The organism is Pleomorphochaeta caudata (assembly GCF_055395745.1).
This window is the reverse complement of the sequence record NZ_AP042458.1, coordinates 1,072,875-1,090,167: the sequence shown is the minus strand read 5'-3', so window position 1 is coordinate 1,090,167 and position 17,293 is coordinate 1,072,875. Positions and strand designations below refer to the sequence as shown.

18 protein-coding genes are annotated in these 17,293 nt (G+C 29.5%); 5 read left to right on the top strand and 13 right to left on the bottom strand.

Annotated features, from left to right (window positions below; genetic code table 11):
• Positions 1 to 117: 117 nt before the first annotated feature.
• Entirely contained in the window at positions 118 to 1,155 is a 1,038-nt protein-coding gene (locus ACZ5RS_RS05010; protein ID WP_464638073.1) for a PfkB family carbohydrate kinase, read from the bottom strand.
• Positions 1,156 to 1,280: 125 nt separating this feature from the next.
• On the opposite strand from ACZ5RS_RS05010, the gene ACZ5RS_RS05005 reads away from it, so the two are divergent.
• Positions 1,281 to 2,237, top strand: a complete 957-nt coding sequence (locus tag ACZ5RS_RS05005; protein ID WP_464638071.1) for a bifunctional 4-hydroxy-2-oxoglutarate aldolase/2-dehydro-3-deoxy-phosphogluconate aldolase — start codon at positions 1,281 to 1,283, stop codon at positions 2,235 to 2,237.
• 88 nt (positions 2,238 to 2,325) lie between these two features.
• Here ACZ5RS_RS05005 and ACZ5RS_RS05000 read toward each other — a convergent pair whose 3' ends face one another.
• The 12 genes from ACZ5RS_RS05000 to ACZ5RS_RS04945 form a co-directional block, all read right to left on the bottom strand.
• Positions 2,326 to 2,586 carry a hypothetical protein gene (locus ACZ5RS_RS05000; protein ID WP_464638069.1) on the bottom strand — a complete coding sequence of 87 codons (261 nt, stop codon included), beginning with the start codon at positions 2,584 to 2,586 and terminating at the stop codon, positions 2,326 to 2,328.
• Positions 2,579 to 2,788: a helix-turn-helix transcriptional regulator gene (locus tag ACZ5RS_RS04995; RefSeq protein WP_464638067.1), complete on the bottom strand. Its 210-nt coding sequence runs from the start codon at positions 2,786 to 2,788 to the stop codon at positions 2,579 to 2,581. Before ACZ5RS_RS04995 ends, ACZ5RS_RS05000 begins: the two co-directional genes overlap by 8 nt.
• A 142-nt stretch (positions 2,789 to 2,930) precedes the next feature.
• On the bottom strand, positions 2,931 to 3,659 hold the full coding sequence (locus ACZ5RS_RS04990; RefSeq protein WP_464638065.1) for an ABC transporter ATP-binding protein: 729 nt from the start codon (positions 3,657 to 3,659) through the stop codon (positions 2,931 to 2,933).
• A gap of 1 nt (position 3,660) precedes the next feature.
• Positions 3,661 to 4,437: an ABC transporter ATP-binding protein gene (locus ACZ5RS_RS04985; RefSeq protein ID WP_464638063.1), complete on the bottom strand. Its 777-nt coding sequence runs from the start codon at positions 4,435 to 4,437 to the stop codon at positions 3,661 to 3,663.
• On the bottom strand, positions 4,437 to 5,354 hold the full coding sequence (locus tag ACZ5RS_RS04980) for a branched-chain amino acid ABC transporter permease (RefSeq protein WP_464638061.1): 918 nt from the start codon (positions 5,352 to 5,354) through the stop codon (positions 4,437 to 4,439). The genes ACZ5RS_RS04985 and ACZ5RS_RS04980 overlap by 1 nt, the downstream gene beginning before the upstream one ends.
• Positions 5,354 to 6,274, bottom strand: a complete 921-nt coding sequence (locus tag ACZ5RS_RS04975) for a branched-chain amino acid ABC transporter permease (protein WP_464638059.1) — start codon at positions 6,272 to 6,274, stop codon at positions 5,354 to 5,356. The genes ACZ5RS_RS04980 and ACZ5RS_RS04975 overlap by 1 nt, the downstream gene beginning before the upstream one ends.
• A 105-nt stretch (positions 6,275 to 6,379) precedes the next feature.
• Positions 6,380 to 7,543 carry an ABC transporter substrate-binding protein gene (locus ACZ5RS_RS04970; RefSeq protein WP_464638057.1) on the bottom strand — a complete coding sequence of 388 codons (1,164 nt, stop codon included), beginning with the start codon at positions 7,541 to 7,543 and terminating at the stop codon, positions 6,380 to 6,382.
• Between the two features lie 299 nt (positions 7,544 to 7,842).
• Entirely contained in the window at positions 7,843 to 8,610 is a 768-nt protein-coding gene (locus ACZ5RS_RS04965) for an ABC transporter permease (RefSeq protein ID WP_464638055.1), read from the bottom strand.
• Positions 8,607 to 9,218, bottom strand: coding sequence for an ABC transporter ATP-binding protein (locus ACZ5RS_RS04960; protein ID WP_464638053.1), 612 nt, complete (start codon positions 9,216 to 9,218; stop codon positions 8,607 to 8,609). Before ACZ5RS_RS04960 ends, ACZ5RS_RS04965 begins: the two co-directional genes overlap by 4 nt.
• 145 nt (positions 9,219 to 9,363) lie before the next feature.
• Positions 9,364 to 10,938, bottom strand: a complete 1,575-nt coding sequence (locus ACZ5RS_RS04955; RefSeq protein WP_464638051.1) for a sulfatase-like hydrolase/transferase — start codon at positions 10,936 to 10,938, stop codon at positions 9,364 to 9,366.
• 7 nt (positions 10,939 to 10,945) lie between these two features.
• Entirely contained in the window at positions 10,946 to 11,770 is an 825-nt protein-coding gene (locus tag ACZ5RS_RS04950; protein WP_464638049.1) for a purine-nucleoside phosphorylase, read from the bottom strand.
• Between the two features lie 74 nt (positions 11,771 to 11,844).
• Positions 11,845 to 12,522 (bottom strand): Crp/Fnr family transcriptional regulator, encoded by a 678-nt coding sequence (locus ACZ5RS_RS04945; RefSeq protein WP_464638047.1) that lies wholly within the window; start codon positions 12,520 to 12,522, stop codon positions 11,845 to 11,847.
• A gap of 201 nt (positions 12,523 to 12,723) precedes the next feature.
• On the opposite strand from ACZ5RS_RS04945, the gene ACZ5RS_RS04940 reads away from it, so the two are divergent.
• Genes ACZ5RS_RS04940 through ACZ5RS_RS04925 form a run of 4 tightly spaced genes read left to right on the top strand, consistent with a single transcriptional unit; the run spans position 12,724 to position 17,232 of the window.
• Positions 12,724 to 13,731, top strand: a complete 1,008-nt coding sequence (locus ACZ5RS_RS04940; RefSeq protein ID WP_464638045.1) for a tripartite tricarboxylate transporter substrate-binding protein — start codon at positions 12,724 to 12,726, stop codon at positions 13,729 to 13,731.
• A gap of 15 nt (positions 13,732 to 13,746) precedes the next feature.
• The gene (locus tag ACZ5RS_RS04935) at positions 13,747 to 14,193 is read left to right on the top strand and encodes a tripartite tricarboxylate transporter TctB family protein (protein ID WP_464638043.1); all 447 of its coding nucleotides are present in this window, start codon (positions 13,747 to 13,749) and stop codon (positions 14,191 to 14,193) included.
• Positions 14,194 to 14,213: 20 nt separating this feature from the next.
• Positions 14,214 to 15,716 carry a tripartite tricarboxylate transporter permease gene (locus tag ACZ5RS_RS04930; RefSeq protein WP_464638042.1) on the top strand — a complete coding sequence of 501 codons (1,503 nt, stop codon included), beginning with the start codon at positions 14,214 to 14,216 and terminating at the stop codon, positions 15,714 to 15,716.
• Between the two features lie 28 nt (positions 15,717 to 15,744).
• Positions 15,745 to 17,232, top strand: a complete 1,488-nt coding sequence (locus ACZ5RS_RS04925) for a sulfatase-like hydrolase/transferase (RefSeq protein WP_464638040.1) — start codon at positions 15,745 to 15,747, stop codon at positions 17,230 to 17,232.
• The last annotated feature ends 61 nt before the right edge of the window (positions 17,233 to 17,293 follow it).

Here is a 17,293-nt window from a genome sequence, read left to right as displayed (position 1 = left end):
AGATTATTTAATTATATAAGATTTTTAGCATAATTTATAGGTTATAATTTCAGGTTAAAAAAAACTCCATACCATCTACAAATGTAAATAATATGGAGTAACAAAAACAAAAATGACTTAGCGTTGAACCCTTCCAGATCCATCACCTTTACACAAAGCTTCAACTTCACTCTTTCTTGATAAGTTAAAGTCTCCATTGATTGAATGTTTTAAGCAAGATGCAGCAACAGCATAATTTAATGCATATTCTTCATCATCACTATATTCACTTAAACCAAAAATAAGACCAGCAGAGAATGAATCCCCTCCACCAACTCTATCAATAATATCTGTAATTTCATAATGTCTAGATAAATAGAAACCTGTAGTTCCTAATAAAGCTGCTGACCAACCATTTCTATCAGCACTCTTACTTTCTCTTAAAGTAATTGCAACTTGTTTTACATTAGGGAATTGTGCTTTTACTTTCTTAGCTAAATCTTGATAAACACTTGTATCTAATTCGCCTGAAGTAACATCACTATCTGCTTCAATGCCTAAACATTTTTGAACATCTTCTTCATTTGCAATAACAACATCAGCATAAGGAACTAATGATCTCATAACCTCTGGTGCAGTTTTTCCATATTTCCATAATTTTTTTCTGTAGTTTAAATCTATAGAAACTGTTAAACCTTTTGCTTTTGCACTCTTCATTGCTTCAAGTGCACAATCAGCAGCATTTTGGCTTAATGCTGGAGTAATACCTGTGATATGGAACCAAGCAGCATCTTCGAATATTGCATCAAAGTCAAAATCACTAGGACTTGCTAAAGCAATTGAACTATTTGCTCTATCATAAACAACAGAGGATGGTCTTTGGTTTGCACCTGTTTCTAAGAAATAAATACCAACTCTACCGTCTTCTGTTAAAACTACATCGGATGTATCAACACCATATTTGTTTAATTCTCTAGTAGCTGCTTCACCTACAGCATTGTTTGGTAAAGCTGTAACAAATTTTGCATCTTTGCCAAAAATTGATAAGGATACAGCAACATTAGCTTCTCCACCACCAAAAGTTGATTCTAACTTTTTTGTTTGAAAGAGTCTTTCGTGCTCTTCACTTCTTAATCTAAGCATTATTTCACCGAAGCTAACAAACTTTTTGCCCATAATTTCCTCCAAAATGTTCAATTTTTATTAAACTTTCTCTTGATAAACTTCATATTAAAGGTTATTATCTTAATTGTCAAGATTTTTGGAACATTGTTCCATTTTTGAAAATAAGGAGAAAAACAATGACTGAAGAATTAAAGAAAAAACTTCATAACATCGGTATTGTTCCTGTTGTAAAATTAGATGATGCCAATAAAGCAGTTGGTTTAGCAAAAGCTTTACTAGATGGTGGAATTAATTGTGCAGAGGTTACTTTTAGAACTGCAGCAGCAGAAGAAAGCATTAAAAATATAGTTAAAGTATATCCAGAAATGTTTGTAGGTGCAGGAACTGTAACAAACGTTGAATTAGCTAAAAAGGCTGTAAATGCAGGTGCTAAATTCATTGTTTCTCCTGGATTCAATGAAGACACTGTTGGTTGGTGTGTTGCTAATGATATTCCAATTATTCCTGGTGTTTGTACTCCAAGTGATATTGAAAAAGGTCTAGCAAGAGGCTTTGATGTATTAAAATTCTTCCCAGCTGAAGCATCCGGTGGAATTAACATGCTAAAGAACTTCGCAGGTCCTTTCCCTAATCTTATGTTCATGCCTACAGGTGGTATTAACCTTACTAACTTACAAGATTATGCAAAAACTAAAAATGTTTTAGCAACAGGTGGATCTTGGATGGTTAAAGCTGATTTAATCGAAAATGAAAAATGGGATACAATTACTGATATGTGTAAAGCAGCAATGCTTGAATTACAAGGTTTTGAATTTGCTCATATGGGAATTGAAGATGATAAAGATTCTGAAAAAACAATTTCAGCTTTACAATTATTTGGTTTAGATTTGAAAAGAGGATCCTCCAGTTCCTTCGTTTCAAATTATATAGAAGTTGTTCCTTCTTTGATTAGTGCAAAGAAAGGACACATTGGCTTTAAGTGCAATGATATTGAAAGAGCAATTGAATACTTAAAGGATAAAGGTTTTACTCCTAAAGAAAGCTCTTTCAAATACAACGACAATAATCAATTAAAAGTATGTTATTTCAATGAAGAGGTTTCTGGTTTTGCTCTTCATTTAGTAAGGAAATAATATATACTCTAAAAAATTATTAATAACATAGCGTAATTTTTTAATTGGTATTTAGAACTAAATCATAATTTTATGGTTTAGTTCTTTTTTATACCTCTATCTCTACTTTATCGCTGGTAATTAAGAAATAAACTTTTAACATTGTTTTAATTATGACTAATAAAGCTATAAAAATTATTACATGAACTTCTTCTGATTTGAAAAAAGCTAATCCAAAAAGAAAAATCAATAAGAGAATATCTTCAATTTTTGAAGCTTTAGAATTAATTTTTTGCTGTATTTTTAAGCCTCTTTCATCCTTTGTTAATAACAATGCATTTTTCAATCTTTTTATATTAACTCTACTCATTTTCTTTTTCCTCCTCATAGATAAAAATTTCTTCAATAGTTGTAGAAAAATACTTTGCTATTTTAAAGGCTAAAATTATTGATGGATTATATCTTCCATTTTCTAAAGAACAAATGGTTTGTCTTGATACATTTAAATCAATTGCCAAATCTTCTTGATTTATTTTTTTTAACTTACGAAATTCTTCCAATCTATTTTTCACTATCTTTTCCTAATTTAAATTGTAAAGCTTGCTTTACATTTATAAAATAGCAGAGTTAATAAAAAATGTAAAGTTTACTTTACAAATTTTCTCAAAAAAAACTTGCTCAATTAAGAGCAAGCTAATTATTTCTTAATAATATTTAAGCACCTAAATATGCTTTTTGAATACTATCGTTATTTAATAAATCTTTAGAAGAACCAGATAAAACTATTCTACCATTTTCCATTACATAACCTTCTGTAGATGCCTTTAATGCCATTTTTGCATTTTGTTCAACTAAGAATACAGTTACTTTTTCATTCTTATTAATATATTCAATTTTATCGAAAATATCTTGAATGATTAATGGAGCTAAACCAAGTCCAGGTTCATCTAATAAAATCAATCTTGGAGAACTCATCAATGCTCTAGCGATTGCCATCATTTGTTGTTCACCACCAGATAAAGATCTTGTTTTTTGCTTTCTTCGTGCACCTAAAATTGGGAAGAATTCATACATTTCTTCTTTCTTTCTTTTGATTAAAGCATCATCTCTAACCATAAAAGCACCCATATCTAGATTTTCTTCTACACTCATATCTGCAAAAACACGTCTTCCTTCTGGAACTAAAGCAATACCTTTCATTGCAATTTTTTCAGTAGCTAAACTTTTTCCTTTTGAATCACAAATAATATTATCTTCAAAAGTTATTGAACCATTTACTAAAGGTTCAAGTCCAACAATTGCTTTTAACAAGGTACTTTTTCCAGCACCATTTGCTCCAATAAGACTTACAATATCACCTTCATTAACATGCATTGAAACTTCTTTAAGAGCATTGATTGCACCGTAGGAAACACTAATATTATCTAAATTTAATAATGCCACTTTATTCCTCCTTACCTAAATAAGCTTCAATAACTAATGGATTATTCTTAATTTCTTTAGGTGTTCCTTGAGCAATTTTTTGACCATAATTTAAAACGGTAATGTTATCACAAATACTCATAACTAATTTCATATCATGTTCAATTAAAACAACAGTAACACCTGTATCACGAATTTTTCTAATGGTATCCATTAAATGTTCAGTTTCTTGAGGATTCATACCTGCAGCAGGTTCATCCAAAAATAATATCTTAGGGTTTGAAGCTAATGCTCTAGCAATTTCTAATTCTCTTTGTCTACCATATGGTAAGTTTTTTGCATCTTCATCTGCTAATGAACCCATATCAAAGAATTTTAACCATTTATGAGCATTTTCAAGCATAATTTCTTCTTCATTTTCCATAAAAACATAAGATTTAATAGCATTAACAAATCTACCTTTAGTAGGATTTTTGCCTGTCATAAAATGACGACCAATCATAATGTTTTCAATTACAGACATTTCTTTAAAAAGTCTAATATTTTGGAAAGTTCTAGCAATCCCTAATCTAGCAATTTTATGACTAGGTAAACCTGTAATATCATTTTCTTCGAAAAATACTTTACCTGCAGTAGGCGTATCAAGACCAGTCATATTATTAAATAAAGTGGTTTTACCTGCACCATTAGGACCAATTAATCCAGTGATTAAACCTTCTTGAGCAGAAAAATCTACTTCATTAACAGCCATAACTCCACCAAAGGCACGAGTCAATTTTTCAGTTTGCAATAACTTCATTATTTTGCCTCCTTAACCTTTGATTTCTTTTTTTGTCCAACTCGATAACTTCTAGCCCCAATTATACCTTGAGGTCTCCAAATCATCATTACTACTAAAATTAAACCAAATAAAATTTGTTTAAATTGAGGTGGGATTACACTTGAAAGACCAGTTAATTGAGGGAAATAACTAATTAATTGAATGATAAAAGCACCCAAAATAACTGCTTTGTAATTTCCCATTCCACCTAGAACAACCATACATAGAACCATAATTGAAACCATGAATGTATATGAGTTTGGAGTAACAGAAAGGGCAAATACAGCTTGTAAGGATCCTGCAATACCAGCAACAGAAGCACCAATTGCGAAAGCCCATACTTTATATTTTGTAACATTAATACCCATAGAAGCAGCTGCAATTTCATCATCTCTAATAGCTTGCAAAGCTCTTCCCATTCTACTTCTACCTAAACGTTCGAAAAGATAGTAAGCAATAAGTACTAAAATTATTACTATTACTAAGAAACCGACTTTTTTATAAGGACTGATTGTATAAGAAAAAACTTTAATCATAGGAATTCTTTGAATACCCATAGGACCACCTGTTAAGCTGTCCCAGTTATTTAAAATATTTCTTACAATCTCACCAAAACCTAAAGTTGCGATTGCTAAATAGTCACCATTCAATCTTAAAGTTGGGAGACCAATTAAAACTCCAAACAATGCTGCTAATAACATTGAGAAAGGAAGCGTTAACCAGAAAGGCCAACCATAAGCCGTTGTTAAAATTGCAGTTACATAAGCCCCAATTGCAAAGAATCCTGCATGACAGAGACTTAATAAACCTGTATAACCTGTAATCAAATTCTGACCGATTGCCATTAAAGCATAAATACCACTATAAATTAAAATAAGTAAGAAAAAATTTAACATTATACTTTCTCCCTTACTACTTTTCCAAGTAGTCCTTGTGGTCTAACAAGTAATACAATAATCAATACTGCGAAAGAAATTGTATCTTTCATAGCCTGTGGGATACCAAAGACAGCAACACCAAAAGTTTCTAATAACCCAAGAGTGATACCACCTAACATAGCACCGCCTATATTTCCTATGCCTCCAACAACAGCAGCTACGAATGCTTTTAAGCCAAGCATCATACCCATTGAAGGATAACATTTAAAGTCTAAAGCAATTAACATACCACCAGCAGCAGCAAGAGCAGAACCGATAGCAAATGTAATACTAATTACTACATTAACATTTATTCCCATTAATTTTGCTGTATCCTGATCCAAACTTGTTGCTCTCATAGCTTTACCCATTCTAGATTTATCTACGAATATTTTAAGAGCAATCATCATAAGAAGTGAAACAACTAAAACTAAAATTTGGTGAGGAGTAATAACTACACCACCAAATTCATATGGAGTATTATCGAAAGGATAGTTTAATTTTCTACTTTGTGTACCCCATGCCCACGCAGCAGCATTTGATAGAATAAATGAAACACCAATTGCTGATAGAAGTGGAGCTAATCTTGATGCTTTTCTTAAAGGTTTATAAGCAACCCTTTCAATAACCATACCTAAAGCAGCAGTCAAAATCATTGAAACAATCATTGCGATAAAGAAGGCGATAAAAGTCCAGGTTCCTAATGGAGCACTACCTCTTAAAGCATCAAACACAAATAAACCTATATATGCACCAACCATTAAAACATCGCCATGAGCGAAATTAATAAATTTTAAAATTCCGTAAACCATTGTATAACCTAAAGCGATTAATGCATAAACGCCTCCAAGTGTTAAACCGTTTACAAAATGTTGGAAAAATTCTGAAAGTGATCCCACGCTGGGTCTCCTTAATTATTATTTATATTTATTATTTTTCTTTGTATTTCAAACTCAAAGCCGGCCCTAATAAAAAGCCGGCTAATAAGTTATTTAATTTTTAATTTATTCGACTTTTTCAAGTTTACCATTAACTACTTTAAATGCACCAATATATTCTGGAGTTGTTCCATTTACTTTGTATACACCTTGGTAAGCAACTAAGTCACCATTAGCAGCAAAGTTAATTAATCCACCAACGCCTTCATAATTCTTTGTTGCAGCAATATTATCTCTAACTTCTTGTCTTGTAACTTTTCCATCAGCAGCAGCTGCTTTAATAGCATTTAAGATAATGTTTGCACCATCATAAGCATTGATTGCAAATGAATCAGGATCAACACCATATACACTATGATATTCACTTACGAATTTACTGAATGCATCGCTTTCTTTAACTTTTGCAGGACCTACATAAACAACACCGTCTGTATAATCGCCAGCTAAGTTATAAATTTCAGGGTTTGAGAATCCATCACAAGATACGAATGGAGCTTTAATTCCTAATTGACTAGCTTGTTCAAGAATTTGTGCCATTTCAGCAGTATAGTTTGGAATATAAATTGCATCTGGACCAACAGCTTTAATCTTTGTTAATTGAGTCTTAAAGTCTTTGTCTCCAACCATACAAGTTTCAGCAGAAACGATTTCACCACCAAGGGATTCAAATGTTGCACTCATGCTTTCATATAAACCTTGTGAATAGTCGTTCTTAGCATATAATACAGCTAGTTTTTTATAACCTAATACTTCATAGAAATAATGACCAGCTACTTCACCTTGTAAACCATCAGATACAACTGTTCTGAAAATCATATCTCCAGTAGCAGTAATATCAGCATGTGTTGCAGATGGAGTAATTAGAGGGATTCCTTCATTTTGACATCTTTCAGCAACAGCAAAAGTAGTTCCAGTAAATACAGGACCAACTAAAGCTAAAATTTTATCTGAATTTGATAATTTTTCAATTGCAGAGTTACCTTTTTCAATTGTACCTTCAGAATCTTCTGTAATTAGATTTACATCTACACCATTAATTCCACCAGCTTTATTAAAGTTATCAACAGCAAGTTTAGCACTGTTGTTACAAAGAATACCATAGTTTGCATAGTCCCCTGTCATTGGGCCAATAAAACCAATATTGTAGGCTTGTTCTTCAGAACTACCATTTGCAAAAAGTGCAGTTGCTAAAGTACATAAAGCTACAAACATAATTAATTTCTTTTTCATAGTTCTCTCATACTAAGATAAATCTTAGTTTTCCTCCTAACTAAGTGATTTGTAACAATATTTTTTAAAATATTATTGAATAATATATACAATAAACTGCATAAACATTCAACTTATTTTCAAATAAATAGTGAAATTAATTGTTTTTAACTATTTTTTAACTATTTTCGTGCATGTTATTACTCAATATTGTTTTTTTTGTAGAAAATCAATACTACTAAATTACATATAAGGTTTTTTAAGTAAACTCATCAATTTCAATAAAAAATGTATATTAAATTAAGCTTAATCTAAAATAATTAACAATTAATCTGATTATTTTTATCGAAAATATACTTATTTAAGACAATTATAGACATTAAAATATTTATATACCTAGTAACATAAATTGCAATCATTATAGCTATTTGATACATAATTGCTTCAAAAGGAACACTACCACCTAAAATTTGTCCTGTCATCATACCAGGTAAAGAAACTAATCCAATAGTTGCCATTGAAGATACAGTTGGTCGAATTGAAGCGGTTAGTGCATTTTTAATATATGGTTTTATAGCTTGTAATAAAGTAGCACCTAAAGATAGATCGTAATTTATTACATTTTTATTTTCTTCTATATCTTTAAAGAAAGAATTTACACCAACAATATCTCCACTTAAAACATTACCTAAAAGCATGCCCCCAATAGTTATTATATATCTTGCATCAAAAATATTATTTAATCGTATTACTACAAAATTAAAGAAAAAAACCATAAATAAATTTGGTATAATCATAGACATATAAATAGGAAAGTATAATTTTTTTTGTTTAAGCTTAGTAGAATTTGAAATTGAGATTGATGCAACAAACATCATAATTAAAATATATAAAACATTTAAAAACTTATTATTTATTTTAAAAATATACTGTAGATAAAAACCAACTAAACTTAATTGGACTATCATTCTAACAACAGAAATGACAATCCTTTTATTCATTTGAATATCTAAAAGATAGTTAATATATAAAGTTGGTACTATCAATAATGCTAAATAGAAAATTCCCCAATAACTTATTGTATTCATAATTCTACCCTATTAAATTTATCAGCATCATCCCAAACACTATCATGACTTATAGCAATAACACCCTTTTCACAATCATTGAAATAATTAACAACTTTCTTTTTTAAAGTTTTATCTAAAGAAGAGGTACACTCATCTAATAAGAAAATTGGCCTATCTAACATTATAGATATCATAATTGCTAAACGCTGTTTTTCACCACCAGATAATTGCCAAATATCTTTCTCAAATAAAGACTTTTCAAATTCAAAATAATCACTGAGTTTTTCATCTATAACTGAATTAAAAGTATTATTATTAAACTTTGAAATTTCTTCTAAGTATTTTTTAACAGAAAGTTTTCTCAAAGAATTTTCTTGATCCACATATGCAAAGTTTTTTCTAATCTCTGCTATATCGCAATCAGAATAATCTTTATTATTAATTAAATATTGACCACTATCGAATTTTTGAAAACCTAAAAGGATCCTAAAAATAGTAGATTTACCTATTCCCGATTTACCTACTAGCAAAATTTTTGCTTGATTATTAAATTGCAATGAAAATTTATCTAAAATTTTCTTATCTTTATATTCTAAAGATATATTATTTAACTTTATTTCTAACATTTTTCCCTGATATCTAATTTTTAAATATATAGGATATAACTTAAAATTTATTCCTTAAATAAATAGATATTATGGAAAGAATACCACCATGGAAGTTGCTATACAAGAGAAAATAATTAATATTATTTTAATATAATAAGAAGAGCTACTTTGTATCTAATTCAATATGGAAAGAACCTTTGAAAGGATTTTTACCTGCACTTCTTGCTCCTACTTCACTAAACTGCCCATTTCCATTTACCCCAAGAGCTAAACCATCAACTAGAGTATTTGTATGTTTTGAAAACCATTTACTCAATTTATTTTCTAAGGATATTATAACTGATTTATATCCATCATTATTAAATAAATTTTTAGTTTCCCAAGGATCTTCTTCTAAATCATATAATTCATTCTCTCCATAAGGATATCTGTGAATTAATTTATATCTTGTATCTCTAATCATTCGATTAGGACCGTATTCATCAAATACGACTAACACTTTATCACAATCAAGTTCTTGATTATTTAATAAAGGAGCAAAACTTCTACCTGGAAAACTTTCATCAAGTTTATAATCAATACCACAAATATCTAAAATTGTAGGATAAAAATCATAATGACTTAACATATCAAAATTTACTTTATTTTTTATCTCAGCATTTTTTTGGTAAATTATAGTTGGGACTTTAATACTTGAATCATAAAAATTCATTGGGAAAGTCCCATTTCCTTTTCCCCATATTCCATGTTGCCCTAAATTCATGCCGTTATCAGAGGTGAAAATTATTACTGTATTATCTAATAAATTATTTTCTTCTAAATAGTCCAATAATCGACCAATACTATAATCCATAGAAGTTATTGCTGAATAATAACCTTGCAACATATATCTTCTTTTTTCTGGATTATTATAGCCTGGATGGCGTCTTTCAACTTGATTGGGGTGAACACCTTCATATTTTACGCTATCAAAGGCACAATTATCATAAGAGGCCCACACCTCTTCAACTTGATCCTCCTTTATCCAAGGAGAGTGAGGAGCTGTATAATTTAAATTAAGGTAAAAAGGTTTATCCTTTTTAACAGAATCTTTAATGAAATTAATACTCTCATCCACAATAACATCACTTATATATTCATCCCTTACTTCTAATTTCCCATTTCTATAGAAATCAGGTAAATGGTAAATACATCCTCCTTTACCTATTGCATACCAAGTAGAAAAACCTTTTTGAGGAGCAGCACTATCGCCCAAATGCCATTTACCAATTAGCCCACATTCATAACCACTATCAGCTAAAATTTCTGTATAAGCTTTATCATGACGTAAATATTGTATGGGTTTATTAACTTCATGAGAAACAAATTTATATTGTGAGATTTCTTTATATGAGACTTTTTCTTTTTCATCAATCAAATGGTAATCTTCTTCAGCCTCATTTCCTAATGAAGCAATATAGCGTTTCTTACTAACCAAAATATTTTCATAATTTTTCTTTTCAACACAGCCATTACCAATCCAATCATGAACTCCATGTTGAGATGGCATTTTACCTGTTAAAATTGAAGCTCTAGCTGGAGAACAAACAGGAGAAGCACAATAAAAATTTTCAAATAAAATACCTTTATCTGCTAACCTATCAAGATTAGGAGTCTTTACATCTTTATTACCATAAGAGCCCAAAGCCCATTGTCCATGATCATCTGATAATATAAAAATAACATTTGGTTTTTTCATACGCCCTCTATATATTCTTAATGATTTCAATCAACCATTTACTAAAATTCTTAGCAGCTAAGTTTGCTTTTTCTACAACTCTTTGATGAGAATGTTTCATCTTTTGTATACCAGTAGCCATATTTGTAATACAAGCAATTGCCAAACATTCAATATTTAAATAATTTGCAACAATTGTTTCAGGCACAGTCGACATACCAACAGCATCTGCTCCCATTGACTTAAAAGCTTTAATTTCACTTTTACTTTCATAATATGGACCTGCAACACCTAGATAGCAACCCTTTTTATAATTAATTGAATTATTTTTTGCTACTTCAATTGCCATTTCAATCAAGCTATTAGAATAAGGTTCACTCATATCAGGAAATCTAGGCCCAAATCTTTCATCATTTACCCCAATTAAAGGATTAGATCCCATTTGATTAATGAAATCGTCAATAATCATTAAAGCCCCTGGTTCTAACATAGTATTAATTCCACCACAAGAATTTGTGATAATTAATTTATTTACTTCTAATAATTTCATTACAAAAACATTAAAAGTAACTTCTTTCATAGTATAACCTTCATAAAAATGAATTCTTCCATTAAAAGCTAAAACAGTTTTATCTGCTATTTTCCCAATAATTAACTCTCCATCATGCCCTTTTACTTTTGATTGATTAAAATAAGGGATTTCAGAATATTTAATAACAGATTTTTCACTTAAAACATCAACAATATGACCTAATCCAGAACCTAAAATAATAGCAACATCTATTTTTTTATTTCCAATTTTACTTCTAATGAAATTCTTAGAAACTAATGCTTTATCAAATAAATTTTCCATAACCTATCCTAATTTAGTTTTTATAACAATTAGTTTAAGATTATAAAAAATAACTTATAAATGCCAAATGGCATCTACTCATTCATTTTTTCAACCATTCGATTATATTGCAGCTGATTAACAGTAATTTTTCTTTTTTCTATAGTAATTAACTGTTCATTTTTTAAAGAAGCAATTCCTCTTTCTAAACTTCTTAGACTTGTTCCTATACTATCTGCCATTTCTTGTCGTTTAATATTAATAATTACCTTTGAAGAACTTTCTTTCTCAAATTGAGAGCATAAATATCTCTCTAATAACATCTGTTTTGAATAATAACTTTTTGACCCTAGTTCCAATGAATTATAATAATTTCTTTTAGCTAAATTCTTTAATTGATATAAGGCAAACTTATGATCTAATTCTAGCCATCTTAAGAAATCATCTTTTCTAATTAAAATAAACTCACTATCTTTAATTGCAGTTACAGTAACAGATGCAATATTCTCTCCAGCTAAAACTGTTTGTTCTCCTATAAAAGATACATTATTGTCTTTATGAATAACAAAGATACAACCATTATTAAACATATTAGAAATCTGAACCTCACCATTGAATAGTAAATATATATAATCCAACATATCTCCTTTATAAAAAATCACAGTATTAGCTTTATATTTTTTATAAAAAAGTCTGTTCATAATTATTAATGGTAAGTTCTCCATTAATGATGATAATTCTGGTGATGATTTTATAATTTCTTCTATATTCAAAATTAACCTCTTTAAAAAATGATAAATAAAAATTCATTAATTCAAAAATTAATAATACTATTATATAATAGAATTTTCTAAAAAAGTAGTTATTTTATGCCAACTGGCATGTTTTTATTTTTTATAACTCTACTATACTTTAACAAAGTTTAATAAATGGGAGCTCTTAAAATATATTTGTTAAACCTAATGGAGAAAGAAATGAAAAAAATATTTATTACTTTAATGACAGTATTACTAATATTTGCATTAAGTGGTTGTTCTAAAGCTGAAGAGAAAAGCACTAAAGAAGTACAAGATACAGCTAGTTCTCAAGAAACAAAATTAGATTATCCTAAAACTACTCTAAAAATAGTTGTTCCATATGCAGGTGGTGGAGCAGCAGATATCAAATGTAGAATAATAGCAAAATATTTAAAAGATGAAATGAACTGTGATGTTATTATTGAAAACGTAGTTGGTGCAGGTGGTGTAATTGGAATGACAAATTACCTAAATGAAGCACCAAATTCAGATACAATAATTTATACAAATAGTTCTTTATTATCGTTCACACCTAAGGCACAAAAGGTAGCTTATACTAGAAGTGATTTCACTCCTATAATCAGTTGTGATTCTATTCTTTTTGGATTATATACAGCGCCTAAAAATACAAATATCAATAATATGGAAGAATTAATTGAATTTGCAAAGAATAATAAAATACTATTTGGAAGTCCTGGAAAAGGAAAACCTGTTTATGAAACTCAAAAACAACTATTTGATGCTATAGGTGGTGAAAATAATACAATTACGCATGAAAATGGTGCAAAAGGAATATTAAACCTATTAGGCAACAGTACAAATGTTTTAGTAGCTAGTACAAGTGCAGCAAAAGATTATATTACAAGTGGCGATTTAAAAACAATTGCACTAATGAGTGACAAAAGTTTTGTAGACCCTTCTGGAGCTGAAATAAAAAGCATCTATGACTATGGTTATAAACTAAATAATGACATGTTAGGAATATTTTGTATAAGAAGCGGTAGTGATAAAGAAATTGTAGATTACTTAGAATCTTCAATCAGAAAAGTATTGGAAAATGATTCTTATAGAAAAGAAATAACTGCAATTCAAGATATTAACTGGGATATAAGAGATTCAGCTGAAGTAGATGCTTTCTTAGATGAATATGAAGCTAATATTGGAAATATAACAGCTATAAAATAAAACTGGAGTATTAAATTGAAAATACGAATAAGACAAAACTTGGTAGCTGGAATTGTATTTATGATTTTTTCATCTATCATTTGGTTTATGATTCCAAATCATATAGCAGTAGTTGAAGAAGGATTTAATGCTCAATTTTTCCCAAAAATTGTAGTAATTGCCATGTTTATTTTATCAATAATTCTAACAATATCCTCCTTTTTTAAAAAGGATAAGGAAATTATGGAAATAGAGATAAATGAAGAGTTAAAAGTCCTTTTATATGCACTAGTTATGATTGGCTATATTTATTTGATTAATAAAATAGGTTTTATAATTGCTTCATTGATATTTACCTTAACTTCAATTTTTCTATTAAAAGGTAAGAAAGTTTATTTCTTAATAATGACAATTTTAATTCTAATTGTTTACTTCTCATTCAAATTAGTTTTAAACATCCAACTACCAAGTAGTCTTATTTAACAATTTACCAAGGATACATGATGAATATTATAGATATTATTTTTACTGTTTTTACACCTCAAAATATTATATTAATGAATATAGGCCTATTAATTGGAATTATTTTTGGAGCAATTCCAGGCTTAACTGGAAACCTTGGTATAATTGTAAGCTTACCAATTACCTTCTCCCTTAATCCTATTGTTGCAATGACTTTCTTATTAGGAATTGCCTGGGGTGGTGGTTTTGGTGGATCAATTACAGCAATTTTGGTTGGAACCCCTGGTACCGGTGGTGCTGCAGCAACTGTTTTAGATGGGTATCCTCTAGCTAAAAAAGGGCATGCGAAAAAGGCTATCGATATGGCATTAACCGCATCCTGTATTGGAGGCTTAATTAGTGCAATTTGTTTATTACTATTCTCCCCTTTAATAGCTAAAGTCGCTTTACTTTTTGGTCCTCCTGAATATTTTATGCTAGCAATTTTTGGAATAACAATAATTGGAGCAGTTAGTGGTAAAAGTATTTTAAAAGGAATAATTATTGGATTATTAGGTTTTCTTTTAGGTATGGTTGGGCTAGATAATATAACGGGAGTTATGCGATTTACATTCGACTCTATGTACCTTTTTAATGGCTTTGAATTTATCAGTATATTATTAGGGGTATTTGCCTTAAGCCAAGTACTAGTTCAAATTTCTGAATACTACAATAAATCAAATACTAAGAACAAAATTCAGGAAGAACAAAATATGCAAAAAGAGGATAAATTAACTTTGAAAGAAGTTAAAATGAGTCTAAAAACAATTATCAAATCCTCATTAATTGGCTCAGGTATTGGAGCAATACCAGCCGCAGGGCCAGTTATAGCAACATTCATGTCTTATAACGAGGCAAAAAGTAAAAGCAAACATCCAGAGAATTTTGGAAAAGGAGAACTTGAAGGAATTGCTGCACCAGAAGCTGCTAATAATGCAGTTACAGGGGCTGCTTTAATACCAATGTTAACCTTAGGAATTCCAGGTAGTGGAATTGCTGCTACTCTTATGGGAGCTTTAGCAATACAAGGAATGAATCCTGGTCCGATGCTATTTAAGGATCATGGTTTTGAAGTTTATGTAATCATGGCTTCATTAATAGTAATTAATATCTTTATGTATATTCAAGGAAAAACCTTAAGTAAATATTTTGCGTTAGTTACTAAAGTACCAAAGAAACTTATCACAATGTCATTAATGATTTTATGTACAGCAGGAGCTTTTTCTATAAGGAATGCAACATTTGATTTATATGTTTTAGCTTTTGCTGGGATAGTTATGTTCTACTTAATAAAATTAGGATTCCCTGCTGTTCCAATTGTACTTGGTTTATTACTCGGTCAATTGGCAGAAGATAATTTAAGAAGTTCTTTAATTATGTCTGATGGGTCTTGGTTAATATTTTTAAGTAGACCTATTAGCATTTTCTTTATCATCTTAACTATCCTGATGCTATTTGGAATCGTAAAACAAAATAACAAAGAAAGAAAAAACCTTAACAAATAAGAATTATTAAAATCAAAGGACTAAACAAATGAACAAAACACCTAATATATTATTTATAATGAATGATCACCAAGCATATTTTAACCACATAAACAATAGAGGTGAAAAACCCAAAACTCCTAATTTTGATAAACTGGCAAAAGAAGGTGTTAAATTCGAGAATGCATATTGCTCAACACCTTTATGTGGACCAGTAAGAAGATCTATTGTATCGGGATTATATCCACATACTCATAAAAATTATTACAATGATTCTAATATCCCTTATGATGAAGAAAGTTATTTAAGAATATTAGCTAGAAATGGATATAAAAACTATTACTATGGTAAATGGCATGCTGGACCAAAAACTCCTTTAGCTGAACATAATTGTGAAGGCTTTAGTTGTGAAGGATATGGAAATCCATATATTACAAAAGAGTATAAAGAATATATAAAAGAAAATAATTTACCTCAAGCAAGACATTTTGTTGAAAAAGATTTTTCTACAGCATCTCACAAAAAAAGCCATTTTTTTGAAAAAATGGAAGAACAAAAAGAATACTGTTGTGAAGACTCTTGGTGTGGTGAACATGCTGTTGGAAAAACTATTACTCCAAAAGAAACCCATGAATCCTTCTTCTTAGCAAATTTAGCGATAAAAAAACTAGAAGAACTTGCTAAAAATAATACAAATCAACCATGGCACTTAAGATTAGATTTTTGGGGACCACATGAACCATTTTTCCCAACTCAAGAATTTATTGATATGTATGATCCTTCAAAAATTAAGGAATATGGAAACTTTTCTGATGATTTAGCTGATAAAGCTGCTGTTCATAGTGTTGATGAAAATAATCATATATCAAAAGATGGTAAAATCATTATTCCAAATCCTCTACCTTGGACACAGTGGCAAATAATTCTTTCAAGAGTTTATGCTCAAATCTCTATGATTGATGCAGCTGGAGGATTAGTTTTAAATAAAATAAAAGAATTAGGACTAGATGAGAATACCTTAATAATTTGGACTACTGACCATGGAGATGCAATAGCAAGTCATGGAGGACACTTCGATAAATGTTCATACATGAGTCAAGAAGTAATGAGAATACCATTAGCAATGAAATGGAAAAATGTTATAGAAGCTAATCAAAATAATAATAATTTAGTTTGTTCATTAGACTTTCCACAAACCATTTTAGATGCTGCGGGGTTGCAATTTAACCAAAAGAAACCTGGAGAAAGTTTACTAAAACTATTTACTCCTGAAAAAAAACAATGGAGAGAAGGGTTAATGTGTGAAACTTATGGCCATGGATATATTGAGAGAATTCCTGCAAGAATGTATGTATATAAAAATTGGAAATATGTTTGGTACAAAGGACAAAAAGAAGAATTTTATAACATAGAGGAAGATCCATATGAGTTAATTAATTTAGCCTATGATGATAAATATTCTTCAATTAAAAAACAATTAAAAGAGATGTTAAATAAAGATCAAATATTTAGTGATGATCCTATAAAAATTGATTAATTTATTTTATTGAGTTAGAAATAATCATGTTTCTAACTCAATTCTTTATTATTTCTATAGC